Origin of the sequence: Lactobacillus selangorensis (genome assembly GCF_001437205.1) — a bacterium.
Classification (GTDB): Bacteria; Bacillota; Bacilli; order Lactobacillales; family Lactobacillaceae; genus Paralactobacillus; species Paralactobacillus selangorensis.
Map to the genome: position 1 here is coordinate 15,473 of NZ_JQAZ01000002.1, position 14,627 is coordinate 30,099.

The following is a 14,627-nucleotide window of genomic DNA, read 5'->3' on the forward strand; positions in this document are numbered from 1 at the left end:
CTCCTCAATTTAAAAGACTAAATGAACTTCATTTAAAAAGGATGCTTGAAAATCAGCTGTCGTCCTGACACTTTTTTCGAAGTTATCAATCAGGGCATGGAAATTTTGATAACCGGCTAAGTCCAGCTGCAACTGGGCTTCAGCTTTCTTTTGAAAAGCAGCATAACTATTTGGATACGTTGCACCCAGCTGGGTGAATAACCGCTGCGCATACTTATCCGCCATAAAATGCGGCACATCTAACACATACATCAAAATGTAATCGGCCGTTTCAGGACCGATGCCTCGCAGCGCCAGCAGTTCCGTCCGCAATTGTTTGCCAGACGTCTGTCGCATTTTGGTTAAATCAAAATCGTAACGCTGAGTCCAGCTCGCCACTGCCAATAACGTCGCCGCTTTGCGTGTATAAAAACCACTCGAATGAATCATTTCAGCCACTTTAGCTTCTGACAGCGTTAAAACACGCTGCGGCTCAAACGCCGTCTTGGCTTCTAAATTCTGTAGTGCTGGGATGACATTGCGCCAATTCGTATTCTGAATTAAGATGGCACCCCACATCACTTCCCAAGGGGTCTGCGCAAACGTTGTGCCGGGCTGCAGCCATTCCTGCGGCCCCATGGTTTGATTCATGTGCTGATACAGCTGCTGCAACGAGAGTGCCGTCACTATTTGCCGCCGTTAAAGTCGCCCGTAACGACAACCTTGCCGACCATGCGGTTCGATTCGACTAATTGATGGGCCCGCCGAATGTTTTCCGCATTGATACCAGAATCAATATTTTCCATCAAGGTCGATTGCAGCAAACCTGCATCGAATAATCGTGCTAAGAATTGAAGTGCTTCTCCCTGCGTCGCCATCTGAAAATGATATTTCGACTTAGTAAACATGAATTCCCAATCAAAGCTGGCGGCCTTATCCTTCAGCTTAGTCAATGGCAAGGCGTTGGGCGTGCCGACGATTCCCGCCACGTGCCCGAACGGACGGATCAGATCGGCGGCTAAGTCGAAATAATCAGCCGTCGAATGCAAGATTACAATTGCGTCAACTTGTTTATAACCCAAACCGGCTAATTGCTGTTTGAGGTCCTGATGATAGTCGAGTGTGTAGTCGGCCCCCATCTTCTTGACCCAGCCGTCATTTTTCGGGCTGCAGGTCGCCAGAACAGTCAAACCGGCCCACTTCGCCAACTGGATCAAAATGGAACCAACTCCGCCGGCCCCATTGATGACTAACAAACTTTGTCCTACGTTTTGTTTCCGATCCCGTTGAAAATGCAATTTGTCGAATAATAGTTCATAGGCCGTTAATGACGTCAATGGCATTGCAGCGGCTTGAGCGACACTGAGTTTATCAGGCGCCAAGCTGACTAAACGGGCATCTACTAATTGATACTGTTCGTCACTGCCAGGGCGCTGATTGCTGCCGGCATAATAAACCCGATCACCGACTTCAAACTGTTCGACTGCAGCGCCTTTTTCAGCCACAACCCCAACGGCATCAAAACCGAGAATCTGCGGTGTCGTTGTCTGAGGGGCATCCTGCCGCATTTTGGTATCGACCGGATTGACCGAAACCCCTAACACTTTAATTAACAAATCATGCCCTTCCGCCTTTGGCTTGGGAAGCTCAAGGTCCAACATTGCCTCAGGCTGATCAATGGGCAGTCCTTGATAAAAACCGATTGCTTTCATAAATAACGTTCCTTCTTTCGCACACTTTTCCACCTCTAGTATAGCGCAGTGCGGCTTGGAAAACCCATTCAAAGTTGTTCGAAGCACGCTTTTCCCGCTTGCCGTTCAATTGGGTTTAGAATGAAGCAAAGAGGTGATTTTAATGCAGCAGCAAAGTACGCATGGCTTTTTTTGGTGGGTCTTTACGCTCGTCTGTGCCATCATTGTCGTTGGGGTTATTTTGCGGTTCAGCGGTCTGATCATCGGCAGCCTATTTTCAATCATCATTGGTGTGATTGGAGTCGTTGTATTGATTGCACTCGCCGCCATCATCGGCCCGATTCTACTGGCTTTGCTCGGCGTCGGAGCCGTGATTGCCCTCATTTTTCTGCTTTTTGCACTCTTTTAAAATGGTATAATAGAGCAAATCTGCTTTGGAAAGGAGTCAACCGATGACCCATTCATTACGAAAATGGCCGTTTTGGGGGCGCCTTCTTTTGTTTGGTGTACTCTACCTAATCTTCACACTCCCCAGTGTCGTGCCCAGCTATTTGCTGAATCACCATTTGACGACACCGCTGGATATCGGTATCGGCTATGTTGCCTTCTTCGGACTGGCCGCTGCGATGATTTACGTGCTTGTCCAGATTTTCAAACAAGCCGGCGGTCGCAAACCATGGCGGCTGTCGCAGGCTGAATGGCTGAAAACACTTCTGATCTTTGCACTGGCCCGGATTACCGCCGCCGTTTTATCAGTTGTGAACCAATTGCTATCCCACGAAACGACGACCCAAAATGATGCAGCCTGGACTTCGCTGCTGACCAGCGGCAAAGCCCACCCTAGTATCCTGATCCTGTTGATGGTGTATCTAATCATCATTGCGCCGATTCTAGAAGAGCTGCTCTTTCGCGGCATCCTGATGAATCTTTTTTGGCCCGACTCGTTCTGGGTCCCCATTCTCATCAGTGCAACGGTCTTCGGCTTGGCCCATCAAAGCAATACATTTTCCAGTTTTTTAATTTATTTCTCGATGGGTGCCTTTTTCGCCTACTTGTATCGGTCGACCGGCAATTTGTATACCGACATCATTGCCCATATGACCAACAATCTCCTGGCGGCGGTGACACTCATCATGATGATTTTACATTAGGAGGCTTTTTGGAATGACTGAACCATTAAAAACATTGGCGATTGCTGGTCATGATACCAGTGCCGCTGGTGGCATGGATGCTGATTTGAAAACTTTTGAAGAATTTGGAACGTATGGCATGCTGGCACTAACCTGTGTCGTCACCATGGATCCCGACCATAATTGGGCGCACACTGTCCATCAAGTGCCGCTCGATATCCTTAAGGCCCAGCTCAAGACAGTGTTTGCCGGCCAACCCTTCGCAGCCATGAAAACTGGGATGCTGGGCGATGAACCAACCGTTCAAGTTGCCGCTGAGGCCATCGAACGTCATCAGATGCAGAACGTCGTCATCGACCCTGTGATGATTTGCAAAGGCGAAACGGAAGTCTTGAATCCTGACGCTGCCGATGCCATTCGCAATCTGCTTTTGCCGTTAGCCACGCTGACCACACCGAATTTATTCGAAGCGGCGACACTGGCGCAAACGGACCCGATTAAAACGGTCGACGATATGAAGAACGCCGCCGTCAAAATTCATGAGCTCGGCGCCCAAACTGTCATCGTTAAAGGTGGTAAAGGCTTAACCGGCACCGATGCCATCGATGTCTTCTTCGATGGCCAGCATTTCGAAACGCTGCATTCGCAAAAACGCGCCACGGACAAAAACGCCGGTGCTGGCTGTACCTTTGCAGCTGCCGCTGTCGGTGCCTTGGCACATGGCAAGACGCCGCAAGCGGCCGTTCACATCGCCAAAGACTTCGATACCGAAGCCATCCACGATGGATTCCAGCTCAATCAATATCTGGGACCAGTCTTCCATCCGGCTTACCGGTTGAAGACACAAGGCGGGTTAAAATTTTAGACAGACAAAAAGAGCGATACAATCGCTCTTTTTTATTGCTTCCGATTTTGATGTGTCTGTCGTTGCTGTTTACGTTTGCGGAGCTGCTGTTCACGCCGATACCAGCGCTCAAACACCTGCTGTTCCTGCTCCGGCGTCATGTTTTCCATGCGTTTCTGAATCTTCTGACGGGTACGAGGATCGACCCGCTGGTCCAGCCAGCGATTAAAAAAGCGGGTGTTGAAATGCTCTAGCGTCGTCTTTTTAGAGGGTGTTACCGGTTGGACATTGCCGTTCGGTGTCGGCTGCGCATGGCCCGTTTCATCATCCGTCTGTGCACGCCGATAATTCTGATAGGCTTTACGCTGTTCATCAGTCAAATTCAACCAATTCTTGCGTTCATTGGTATTCAATTGACCGACATCAAACATTTCCTGCCGTGAATCGCCATTTGCTAAGAAAATCCAGACTGGCGATACTAGGTAAAAAATAATCGCCCATGTCGGTTTGAAATACGCTAAAATCAAAACTGCAAAATTCAGCAAGGTAAAATAGCGGTTGCCCTGTCCGTAAATTTTAGTGTAAACCTTCGCCATATCCGATTTGTCGGTGTACTTCATATGAATGATCGCCTTGGCTAGCGAGCGAAAACTGAAGTTGACGAAAAAGGACAGCAGCCCATATGCAATCACTGTGACTCGGGTCGTATTTTCGGCCATCATGTTGGTAAACAGCGGCATCAGCGACAGCAACGCCAAAAAGCCGAAATCCAGCAGTAAAATCCGATAGGTAATCGTATCGATTTCGCTGAAAGCCGTCGCAAACTGGTACCACATATTGGCGACAAAAATGTAACTGATTAGATAGATACCGATACTTTTAGATAATTGCAAATACGCCGGCCATGAATCATGCAGCACCGCTGGCAGGTTCAAGACCATAATGGTGATGATGATGGCAATGACCCCATCGCTAAATGCATCCAACCGTCCCTTGAGTTTTTCCATTCATTCACTTTCTCTCTTGTTTTTCCAAAAACGAGTGTACCATAAATTCGACAAAAAAGGCGCTGTCATCATTGGCAACGCCTTTTCCATGGCATAAATTAAATTTTGAAATACGTTCAAACAAACTGACCGTTTGTCGTCGTACGCCTAGATAAACCGCAGAACTTGCATCAAGATTGGCACAACGATGACGAATAAGACGGTCGAAGTGGTCACCACGTTGGTTGCATAATCGACATCGCCATGGGATTGGCCGGCCAGAATCGGCAGGACGGCTAAACCAGGTGCAGCCGATTGAATAATCAAGGTGCTGGATTCAATCGACGGAACGGTTTGTCCGAAGACGGAAGTCCCCAGCGACAAGAAGAAGATCATCAGCGCTGGTGCAATAACGAAACGACCGATTAACGCCCAAATGGTATCCTTGTCGAAATGAATCGACTTCAAACCAGCGTCAGCCAAGACAATCCCAATGTAAAGCAGGGATAATGGGGTCACCACGCCGCCGACCATGCTCAAGGTATCATTGATCCAAGTCGGAACGGGGATGGCTAACAACAGGAATACCAATGAAACTAAGAAACCAACTAACGGTGCCGGCAATAACTTCTTCCAGTTGAAGGGTTCTTTTGGACCGTCCTTCTTCTTGGTCGGATCATCGGCCTCAATGAAGAAGATTCCGACCGCCCATGTCGAAACTGTGTTGACAACATAGTAAATCAAGAAGTACGGCATGCTCTTCAGGCCGAACAAAGCCGTGTTCAATGGCAGCCCGATAAAAATCGTGTTGGCATTGACGAACATGTTGATAAAGGTCCCCCGCCGTCCCGGACGGACATGCAGTACTTTCGTTAAGAGCCAGGCAATCAAGTACCCAACGGCAAAACTACCGAAGGCATATAACAGACCACCTGAGAGGCTCGCTAATTTGTCACGAGTCAAATATTTTAAGACAGACACAAAGATGGAAGCTGGCAAGGCAATATCCATAATTAAAAATGAAATACTGCTCTTGAATTGTCCATCGAATTTACCACGCCGTTGTAACAGATAACCCAGCGCAATAACCAGTACGATTTCAGCGACACTTTCCACTGAGGTGATAAATGCAGTCAAATTTAACACTCCAATCCAACAATTTTCAATTTACTCTTGCTTGTTTATTTATCTTGCAAACGTGCTTGCAATTCTGAACCTAAATCGGCATATTCAGGCGTCCACTTCATGTCCGCAACCGCCTGTTTGGCATCGGCAATCGGCTGTTCGTTCAGCTTTTCATCCAAAGCTTCCTGAGCCACTGCATTCGCCACTGTCTGTGAGAAGACATCGAGTTTCGAAACGGGCGGCAAAACAGCAGCGCCGGCTTCATCAGGATCGACAATTCCGCCTAAAGAATGGGCCGCAGCGGAAATCATGCCGTCGCTCAGCACTTTAGCTGTTGAAGCGATTGTGCCCAAACCGAGTCCTGGGTAAACCAGCGCATTATTGGCTTGGCCGATGTTATAAGTGACCCCTTTGTATTCAACCGGTGCAGCGGGAATCCCAGTCGCAACCAAAGCCTTGCCGTCGGACCACTGAATCAGGTTTTCAGCGGTTGCTTCGGCTAACTTCGTCGGATTCGACAATGGGAAGATAATCGGTCGTGCTGTGTGGGCCGACATTTCTGCAACAATCGGCTGGGTAAAGGTGCCCGGCTGCGTCGATGTCCCAACCAAAATAGTTGGATGAACGGCTTTTACCGCTGCTTCAAGGGTCGTCAACTCATCGGCATTGGCAAATTCGCTGCGCTTGCGTGTGAACGGCTTCTGTTCTGGTGTCAAACCTGGAGTGTCATCGAATAACAAACCTTGCTTATCAACCATGTAGAAGTGTTTGCGGGCTTCGTCTTCAGACAAACCTTCTTGAACCATTTCGTCAAAGATTCGCTGGGTAATCCCAGCGCCGGCAGTCCCGGCCCCGAAACTCATGTAAACTTGATCCGTTAATTTTTCTTTCGAAATGTTCAACGCCCCTAAGATCCCAGCTAATGTGATAATCCCAGTGCCCTGAATATCATCGTTGAAAGTAGTAATTTTATCTTTGTACTGGTTGAGGATATTGGCGGCATTATCACGGCCGAAATCTTCCCAGTGCAAGTACAGATGCGGGAACAAACTTTCAACGGTATCGACGAATTGATCCACAAAAGCATAATATTGATCGCCCTGAATCCGTTCATGGCGATTGCCAAGGTACATTGGGTCCTTCAACAACTTCTCATTGTTGGTGCCGACATCTAAGACAACTGGCAAGACTTGTTTGGGATCAATGCCAGCAGCGCCGGTGTAAACCATCAGTTTCCCAACGGCAATGTCAACCCCGTTGGTGCCCCAATCGCCAATCCCCAAGATTCCTTCTGCATCGGTGACCACAATCAGACGAATGTCACGGTTGTTGGCAGCATTCTTCAAGGTCATCCGCATTGACTCTGGATCGTCAATCGACAGATAAGCGGCTCCCTGCGGCTGCACAAAGAGTTCGCTGTAGTTTTCAATCGTATCGGCGATTGTCGGATCATAGACAACCGGCATAAATTCAGCGATATGCTGACCGAACAAGTAATAGAACAAAACACGATTTTCATTGAACAGCTGCATCAAGAATAAACGTTTCTCTAAATCATTCGCCTTCGTTTGATACTGCTGATAAGCCTGGTCAGCCTGTTCGCTGATTGTTTGCACAGCCGGCGGTACCAACCCAGCTAAGCCGAACTGTTTCCGTTCGTCCGCAGTAAACGCAGTCCCCTTATTCAAATAAGGATCATTGATAATTTCCATTGCACTTAATGTCATGAGTGAATGACTCCTTTTTTGTGATTATTTAAATGACTTACTTTTTGTTTAATCGATTAACCGAGGGTCATCATACCTGCTAATAAATTATATAGTCAACTCCCCCAGTTATGATAAAATATGCTTATATGAAGGGGGATATGCAGATGAACACCCGTGACTTAGCTTATTTTGCAGCACTGACGCGTCTGAAAAGCTATACCGCCGTCGCTCATGAATTCCACGTCAGCCAGCCGACAATCACCTATGCCGTCCGTCGTCTGGAAGCTGAATTAGACGTTCAGCTCATCCAACGGGACCAATCCCACCGGCAGCTGGAACTGACTGCTGCTGGTGCTCAATTTGCCGTCCACTGCCAACGAATCATCACAGAACTGCAGATTGTCCAGCGTGAAATTGCCGCTTTGAAAACACCGCAAATCAAAATGGGGCTGCCGCCAATTATCGGCAATTATTTTTTCCCGCACTTGGCCCCAAAATTAGTTGCTGAAAATTTATTATCCCGTCTGCAGCTTGACGAAAGCGGCTCTGCCCGTTTACTAAAGTCGCTTGAGGCCGGAGCGCTCGATTTGGCGATGCTGGGGTCACTCGAACCGTTGACGGCGCCCGATTTGGATGCCGCCTTGCTGGCGACTCATCATTATCGGATATTGGTCAGCCATGACCATCCATTGGCTAAGAAAAAAGAAGTTGCGTTTAAAGAGCTGCAGGATGAGCCCTTTCTCCTGCTGAATGAAGGGTTTATGCATCCGCAGGCCTTCCAAACCTTGTGCAATCTGAACCATATCCAGCCGCACATCATGCTCCAGACGAGCGACATTGATTTAATCAAACAACTGGTCAGCCAGAATGCCGGCATCAGTTTTCTGACTGAAACGGCGCTGACGCCGCACGATGATTTAGTTGCCCTGCCGCTCAGCGACCCTGAACAGCCTTTATTCCTGATTTCGATTGCCAAGCGGCACGACCATTTATTAACTCCTGAGCAGAAAAAATTAGCAGCTTTATTTAAAGATAGTTTCTAAGCCGCAAAAAAAGCCTGAAACGAAATTCGTTTCAGGCCTTTTAAACGCATTCCAAAAGTCTGCTTATTCCGGTTAAATTCAATTCGCTGAACGTCCAAGTTCAGACTTGCAGCGAATCTTTTTAATTTCCATGCGCAGACCCGACTTTTGTCACGCACTATTCTTCATGGTGGACTTCATCTTCCAATGAATTGCGACTGGTAGTAATCAAATCCAGAATGGTTTTTGAATCTGGATCGATTACATGCTGGATTCGTTTCAAAGTCTGCAGCTCTTCCACAATGCGGTCACGAGAAATGCCATGCACAGCACTATCGCGATGGGCGACATAATGATACAGCGGCAAGGAACGATAGACCATTGTCTGAATATGGCGCACATACTCAACGTTGAAAAGCTGGTCTTCCATAATCTGCACATCTTCGGCAAACTGAATCTGATACTTGCGGATGACACTCAGACGATAACATTTATTCCACAGAAAACCTTTGATGTCGCCGCTCGTTTTGATAATCGCCTGCAGCGCCGATTCCTGGTCGAGAATTTTGGTTTTCATGCCTGGGAATAACGGCTTTAAATTCAAGTCGCCATAATAACTGCAGCAGGCCATCCCGACATCATAATGGCTCATCAGCAAGGCAAAATTGCCCAAGTAATGGGGCTCGCACCAGTCATCGCTATCGACGAAACAAACTAATTCACCATTGGCAATGGCTAAGCCCCGATTGCGGGCCGCCGAAACACCCTGGTTTGAAGTCTGTTCTACAAATTGAATGCGGTCATCCCGCTGCGCCCAATTACGAGCGATCGCCGCTGACCCATCCAAAGAAGCATCATCGACGAGCAGCAGCTCAAATTGCGCATAATCTTGTGCGATCAGACTCTGAATGCATTTGTCCAAATATTTTTCGGCATTATAAATCGGAACAATGACTGAGATCAGTGCTTGTGCCACCATTACTCACCTCCCCATTCATTCTATCATCTACGACAGATGCTTAAAGCAGGAAAAGTCCAATAATCGTGAAGACCACCAAAAAGGCCATATTCACACCGGAGAACGTCATGACATACTTGAAAATGTCACGACCGTAGCCAGTCTTATACCGTTTATAAGCAATCAGGTTGGCAAGCGAAGCCCACATTGTGCCCAGCCCACCGATATTGATCGCCAGGAAGAGCGCATGGGCGTTCTTGGTGAAGTTCGACAAGAGGATGATGGCCGGCACATTACTGATGACCTGGCAGGTGACGATCCCAGTCAAATAAGTATCGATCGGCGTCCGGCCGAAGGAGCTGATAAAATTAGCGACCGCCGGAATACGGCCTAAATTCCCCACTGCAATGAAGAAGCAGAAAATCGTAATTAACAGTCCATAATCGACTTTTTTAAATAATTTTTTATCGAAAAAGAAAGTTGCAATGATAATCAGTGCAATCGTCACTTCCATCGGGACCACTTCAAAAACAGTTAAAAAAACAATAATCGTCAATGGAATAAAAATATACAACGGTTTAGTATCGACCTTAATCTGTGGCAGCTCGCCGACTTTGATCTGGCGCTTTGGAAACAGAAACGTGACTGCTGCCAGCGCCACGACACTCATCAGCATCAGCGGCAACGAATAGCCGAAGAACTGAAAAATGCCTAAATGATACGTTGAAACGATCGTGATATTATGCGGGCTCCCAAACGGCATCAGCGAACTTCCCAAGTTCGCCGCAATGGTGATCATCGTCACCGGCATGATCGGCGAGAATGAACAGCGCAAGGCGATCAAAATCACCAGCGGGACAAACGTCAATACCGTCATATCATTGGTCATAAACATCGACGTCACAAACGTCAATGCCACCAAAGTTTGAATGAGGGAACGCTCAGTATTGTTTTTCGAGATCAAACGACCGGCTAAAAAATCCAGCACGTGCAGCTTTTCATAGACTTGCACTAAGGTCATGATACAAAAAACATTGACAACAACATGCCAGTTTACATAAGAAAGACGGGGTGTATGTAGTAAGGAGGTGCCGATTGCGGCGATCAATGAGATCAGCAGCAGTTTGTCACTCCAAAAAAAAGTGCCCACATTCACAAAAAACTGGCCCACACGCGAACGTGATGTAGACTCCGAATTATTTATCATGTTTGATTACGCTACCTTATTCCTTTGAATTAAAAAAATGATACTTTCTACTGTTTCCTTTATTGTATCTGTTTTTCCCCCCTGCTGGCAATGATAAAAATTGAATTCACCGGGGTGTCGTTTCCAGAGGCGCATGCCCGTTGGTTTTGCGCACAAAAAAATAACGATGTCGCCATCGTTATTGATTGATTATTTTGCGTTTGAGGAGGACAAAATAACTCTATTCGGTTACTTCTGATTGCGAAGCAGCCGTATTGGTTGTCGTATCAGTTGTATCAGTCGTTGATTCATGATGCAGAATCTTCGAAAGGACATCGCTTGAAATCCCTGGCGTCTTTTCGACAATGAATTGCGCAACCGGTGAAGCCGCATATTGGGTCTTCATATTTTCTGTGGCTGCCAGTGAGAAGAACGACAGCAGAATAAAGATTCCAAGGTAAGCCAGAATGAAACTAACGGCCGCACCTGCGAACGAGTTCAGCTGGTGAATAATCGGCAAAAACGTAATCAAACGGGTACTCCGTGAGATCAATTGGATCAAGAAACTCCCGATCAGCGAGAGACCGAAAAATGACACGGTCCGATAGATCAGCAGATTGCCGCCGCCGAATGCTGTTTGCAGCCAGCTGGCGACCGGCTGATAGAAGAGCCAAGTAGCAATCAGAACGGCCAGATACCCGATCGAATGAATGATCTCAACGAAAAAGCCCTTTTCCCAACCTCGCCAAAGTGCAATCAGCAGCCAAATTAAAATAAGCCCTGTCAGTAACATGCCTGATTTTCCTTTCTGTACCATAATGATATTTTTATTTTAGCATATGCGGCCCTGAAACGAGGCTGCCTTTACCAAAACTTAATCGACAGCGTTTTTAACAAGTCATCGTCTAAACTGTGCTACGATAAAGACAGAATCAAGCGTTATTTTAAAGGAGGAATCATCATGAGTGTTTATAAAAATATTCAGCTGGGTGACTATGTTATCGTCGGCGATACCCAATATCGGATCGTCGGAATTCAGCCGAACGGCACTTTAGTCGGCAAGGAAGCCCTGCATGGTGACGTGGTCCGTGTAATCAATCCAGACGAAATTACCAAGTAACGACATTAAAAAAGCAAGCCCTGTACAAGGCTTGCTTTTTACTAGGGATTGTTTTGATTTAGTTCTTAACCGGAGCCTGTTTTTCGGCACCACGCATGTCCTTGATTTGGACATTGCTGTCAAGGATGCCGCTGTCGCCTGATAAGGCTAATGTGTTAGTTGACTGCTTAATATCAAGTTTCATATTCGTGTCGAGATAGATCTTGGAATAGTCCTTGATCCAGAAATCCTTGCCGATGTTGCTGGATACAGCGACATTGTAGTCAGGTGTAGCGACATCATCGACGACCAGAATATCAAAGGAAGTGTTCAAAGCGCAAGTCCCGACCTTTGAAAATGGGCCGACCCCATCGTCGAAATTCAACAACAATTTATCTTGATCATTCAAGTATGGTTGTAATTTAGCTTGTGCTGCTTCGGTTACTGTTAATTTCATAACAATCACTCCTTTAATGTGAGTTTTCCTTGATTCACCATTCATTATACACAATTGAATTGTGCATTCAATAATATTGCACTTCTTTTTATAAATAATTTGATGAAGGTGATTTTTATGCGCCGTTTCTTAAAAATTCTTGGTGCGTTATTGCTGGGAATCATTGTCATTCTCGGTATTCTCTGGAACGTTTCGTTGCAGCAATTGCAAAATCTGACAGTACAGCACACAGATACGCCGACCCTCTTCATTCCAGGCGACGACAGTAACTGGACTTCATTCGGACCGATGGCAGATCGTTTCGAAAACTATTCGCTGGCGAAAGAACGGATGATCGTCCATGTAGCTGATAATGGGCATCTCGACATTAAGCAGTTGGGACCATTGACAGACAATCCCTTAATCTTAGTGTACTTTGACGACAGCACGCATGCCAAGAAAGAAGCTCCCCAGCTCAAAAAAATTCTGACCTACCTGCATGATAAGCACAACATCAGTGCCGTCAACTTAGTCAGCCATTCCTCCGGCGGCGATGTCTGTTTCAACTATTTAACCGATCAGCCGCTGAAAAATGTGCATGTCGCCAAGTGGATTACGATCGCCGACAATTTTCCCGATTCAGTGACCAATGGCAAAACGCTGCCCAAGGGTCTCAAAATTTTAAATATTGCTGGGAATATTTCTTGGGCCCATGGCGATTTAGTCGTTTCTACCGATGAGGCCAAACAACTCAAAGCCTTTGCGGAAAAACAAGGGATTTTCTATCAGGATCACATTTTCAACGGTACCATTTTTACGGCCTACCACAGTATGCTGCATCAGAATGCCAAGGTTGATCGCTGGATCGCACAATTCTTATTTAACTAGTGTTATCTTTCTGTGAAAACTGTTAGAATAAGGAAACAACTTAGTTAAGGAAGGGATTTAATTGAAGTTATTTTTTGCGATCATTGTCATGGCAATCCCAACGATCTATGATTTCCTCCAATTCCGCGAATTATTAAAAATGCAACGTAAAAATAGCGCTCAGATGATGGACACACAATCTGAAACAGGCCAGCAGATTCAGAAAACATGGCGTCGTGCCCGTTGGTTCTCACTCGGCGGCTGGGTCTTATTGCTCGTCACCGCTTTTTCCAGCAACAGTTATGGTTTCGTCGTCGGCTACCTGCTCTATATGATTTGCGACATCATCGCCAATAAAATGAAACTCGATACAATGGCCAAGGTTGGCTGGACTGATTAAAACAAGAGCGTGAACAAGTACGCTTTGACAATGAGCATGAACATGACTTTGACGTAGTGAACATTGTTGGTTCACTAGGAAAAGTCGGTTCAGCGCAATTGTCAGTACTTTGTGAACGCGTTTCAAACAAGCGCGTGAACAAAATCGATTTGGCGACGAAGGCTTAGCCGAACTGTGACGTGGTGAGCACTGTTGGTTCACTAGGAAAAGTCGGTTCAGCGCAATTGTCAGTCCTTGTAAACGCGTTTCAAAAAAAGCACCCTCAAATGAGGATGCTTTTTTCGTTGCTATTTGTTGTTGTGCACAAAATCGCGCTCTTTACGACGTTCGGACTCTGTAAGATGGTCGCGGCAATCAGCGTTGTTTAGTGCCAGCTTGAAACTAAATAAAACATTGGCTACCAACAACAGGATGCCGAACGTAGCGTGATTTGTCGCAAACAAAGCAACCATGATGATATAGAGCACAATATTGCTCCGTACCAGCAGCTTCGAATAGTTTGCCACTGTTTTCACGCACCTTTCTCCTTCGTCTTGATCCATCAAGATGTGTGTCAAAGATATTAACAACAACTTTTCTCAAACGGAACTACGAAATGATTTCATAGCGTAGCTTTGCACTCGCGTCGATCGACTTTTTCATAGCTCCGACTTTGCCTATAAGAATAGCATAAGATGCCCTATATTTCAAATTATGGGGAACCGAAATCAGGTGCTTTACCAAATTTTAGGAAGTCGTTTTAAGAGTGATTTAAGCAGAATTGTGCTAATCTGAACTTGTAAAGGACGTTAAGGAGGGTGATTTCATGACACCAAGTACGAAAAAGCAAATTAGTTTGATGAGCAATGTTTTGAAGGAATTAAAGGAAAGCGACATTATTCCAGAAGCAACAATCGAAACCGAAATTGCATTGGGGATTGATTATCGCAAACCATTCACAGACGGTATCGAACGGGCCGTTGAAGCCTTACGTGATGACAAAGCCGAAGAAGGCATTTATCAAACAGCTGTGACTGACATGGACCGGCCGCTGATCGACTCTCTATTTAATACAGCACTAGCTAAGAATAATGCGACGGGCACAATCGCTGATTATCCCAATATCGTATTGGACATTAGCCATTCTAAGACTGTTATTACCGTTTCATTCAACTAATCATTTTAAAAGGCCGCCATTTGTGCAGGCCTTTTTTTG

17 protein-coding genes and 1 pseudogene are annotated in these 14,627 nt (G+C 46.2%); 8 read left to right on the forward strand and 10 right to left on the reverse strand.

The window, feature by feature from the left end; genetic code table 11:
* Positions 1–9: 9 nt before the first annotated feature.
* Together IV40_RS02640 and IV40_RS02645 are read right to left on the reverse strand one after the other, a co-directional pair.
* Positions 10–666 (reverse strand): endonuclease III domain-containing protein, encoded by a 657-nt coding sequence (locus IV40_RS02640; protein ID WP_236698021.1) that lies wholly within the window; start codon positions 664–666, stop codon positions 10–12.
* Positions 666–1,691, reverse strand: coding sequence for a zinc-binding alcohol dehydrogenase family protein (locus IV40_RS02645; protein ID WP_057768838.1), 1,026 nt, complete (start codon positions 1,689–1,691; stop codon positions 666–668). Before IV40_RS02645 ends, IV40_RS02640 begins: the two co-directional genes overlap by 1 nt.
* A gap of 142 nt (positions 1,692–1,833) precedes the next feature.
* Between IV40_RS02645 and IV40_RS02650 the strand changes: the two genes are divergently transcribed.
* From IV40_RS02650 to thiD, 3 genes are read left to right on the forward strand one after another with little or no spacing between them, the layout of a single operon-like run.
* Complete coding sequence (locus IV40_RS02650; RefSeq protein WP_057768839.1) at positions 1,834–2,079, forward strand: hypothetical protein; 246 nt, start codon at positions 1,834–1,836, stop codon at positions 2,077–2,079.
* Positions 2,080–2,122: 43 nt separating this feature from the next.
* Positions 2,123–2,821, forward strand: coding sequence for a CPBP family intramembrane glutamic endopeptidase (locus IV40_RS02655; RefSeq protein ID WP_057776408.1), 699 nt, complete (start codon positions 2,123–2,125; stop codon positions 2,819–2,821).
* Between the two features lie 13 nt (positions 2,822–2,834).
* Positions 2,835–3,665, forward strand: coding sequence for a bifunctional hydroxymethylpyrimidine kinase/phosphomethylpyrimidine kinase (thiD, locus tag IV40_RS02660; RefSeq protein ID WP_057768841.1), 831 nt, complete (start codon positions 2,835–2,837; stop codon positions 3,663–3,665).
* A gap of 32 nt (positions 3,666–3,697) precedes the next feature.
* Here thiD and IV40_RS02665 read toward each other — a convergent pair whose 3' ends face one another.
* The 3 genes and pseudogenes from IV40_RS02665 to IV40_RS02675 form a co-directional block, all read right to left on the reverse strand.
* On the reverse strand, positions 3,698–4,651 hold the full coding sequence (locus tag IV40_RS02665) for a TMEM175 family protein (RefSeq protein WP_057768842.1): 954 nt from the start codon (positions 4,649–4,651) through the stop codon (positions 3,698–3,700).
* A 147-nt stretch (positions 4,652–4,798) separates the two neighbouring features.
* A complete protein-coding gene (locus tag IV40_RS02670; protein WP_057768843.1) occupies positions 4,799–5,767 on the reverse strand; it encodes an AEC family transporter in 969 nt (322 codons plus the stop codon).
* Between the two features lie 44 nt (positions 5,768–5,811).
* Positions 5,812–7,485: pseudogene (locus IV40_RS02675) on the reverse strand (malolactic enzyme); the annotation flags it as partial.
* Positions 7,486–7,628: 143 nt separating this feature from the next.
* Here IV40_RS02675 and IV40_RS02680 point away from each other — a divergent pair.
* Complete coding sequence (locus IV40_RS02680) at positions 7,629–8,507, forward strand: LysR family transcriptional regulator (protein WP_057768845.1); 879 nt, start codon at positions 7,629–7,631, stop codon at positions 8,505–8,507.
* A 157-nt stretch (positions 8,508–8,664) separates the two neighbouring features.
* Here IV40_RS02680 and IV40_RS02685 read toward each other — a convergent pair whose 3' ends face one another.
* From IV40_RS02685 to IV40_RS02695, 3 genes are all read right to left on the reverse strand, one after another.
* Complete coding sequence (locus IV40_RS02685) at positions 8,665–9,465, reverse strand: glycosyltransferase family 2 protein (protein ID WP_057768846.1); 801 nt, start codon at positions 9,463–9,465, stop codon at positions 8,665–8,667.
* Positions 9,466–9,505: 40 nt separating this feature from the next.
* Positions 9,506–10,600 (reverse strand): SLC13 family permease, encoded by a 1,095-nt coding sequence (locus tag IV40_RS02690; protein ID WP_236698020.1) that lies wholly within the window; start codon positions 10,598–10,600, stop codon positions 9,506–9,508.
* A gap of 271 nt (positions 10,601–10,871) precedes the next feature.
* Positions 10,872–11,423, reverse strand: coding sequence for a CvpA family protein (locus tag IV40_RS02695; protein ID WP_057768848.1), 552 nt, complete (start codon positions 11,421–11,423; stop codon positions 10,872–10,874).
* A 168-nt stretch (positions 11,424–11,591) separates the two neighbouring features.
* Between IV40_RS02695 and IV40_RS10695 the strand changes: the two genes are divergently transcribed.
* Positions 11,592–11,750: a hypothetical protein gene (locus IV40_RS10695; protein ID WP_156404210.1), complete on the forward strand. Its 159-nt coding sequence runs from the start codon at positions 11,592–11,594 to the stop codon at positions 11,748–11,750.
* 58 nt (positions 11,751–11,808) lie between these two features.
* On the opposite strand, the gene IV40_RS02700 is transcribed toward IV40_RS10695, so the two are convergent.
* Positions 11,809–12,186, reverse strand: a complete 378-nt coding sequence (locus IV40_RS02700) for an iron-sulfur cluster biosynthesis family protein (RefSeq protein WP_057768849.1) — start codon at positions 12,184–12,186, stop codon at positions 11,809–11,811.
* Positions 12,187–12,303: 117 nt separating this feature from the next.
* On the opposite strand from IV40_RS02700, the gene IV40_RS02705 reads away from it, so the two are divergent.
* Positions 12,304–13,053 carry an alpha/beta hydrolase gene (locus tag IV40_RS02705; protein ID WP_057768850.1) on the forward strand — a complete coding sequence of 250 codons (750 nt, stop codon included), beginning with the start codon at positions 12,304–12,306 and terminating at the stop codon, positions 13,051–13,053.
* 61 nt (positions 13,054–13,114) lie between these two features.
* A complete protein-coding gene (locus IV40_RS02710) occupies positions 13,115–13,432 on the forward strand; it encodes a hypothetical protein (RefSeq protein ID WP_057768851.1) in 318 nt (105 codons plus the stop codon).
* 287 nt (positions 13,433–13,719) lie between these two features.
* Here the strand turns inward: IV40_RS02710 and IV40_RS02715 are convergent, their stop codons facing one another.
* A complete protein-coding gene (locus IV40_RS02715) occupies positions 13,720–13,947 on the reverse strand; it encodes a hypothetical protein (RefSeq protein WP_057768852.1) in 228 nt (75 codons plus the stop codon).
* Positions 13,948–14,237: 290 nt separating this feature from the next.
* Between IV40_RS02715 and IV40_RS02720 the strand changes: the two genes are divergently transcribed.
* The gene (locus tag IV40_RS02720) at positions 14,238–14,588 is read left to right on the forward strand and encodes a hypothetical protein (RefSeq protein ID WP_057768853.1); all 351 of its coding nucleotides are present in this window, start codon (positions 14,238–14,240) and stop codon (positions 14,586–14,588) included.
* Positions 14,589–14,627 lie beyond the last annotated feature (39 nt).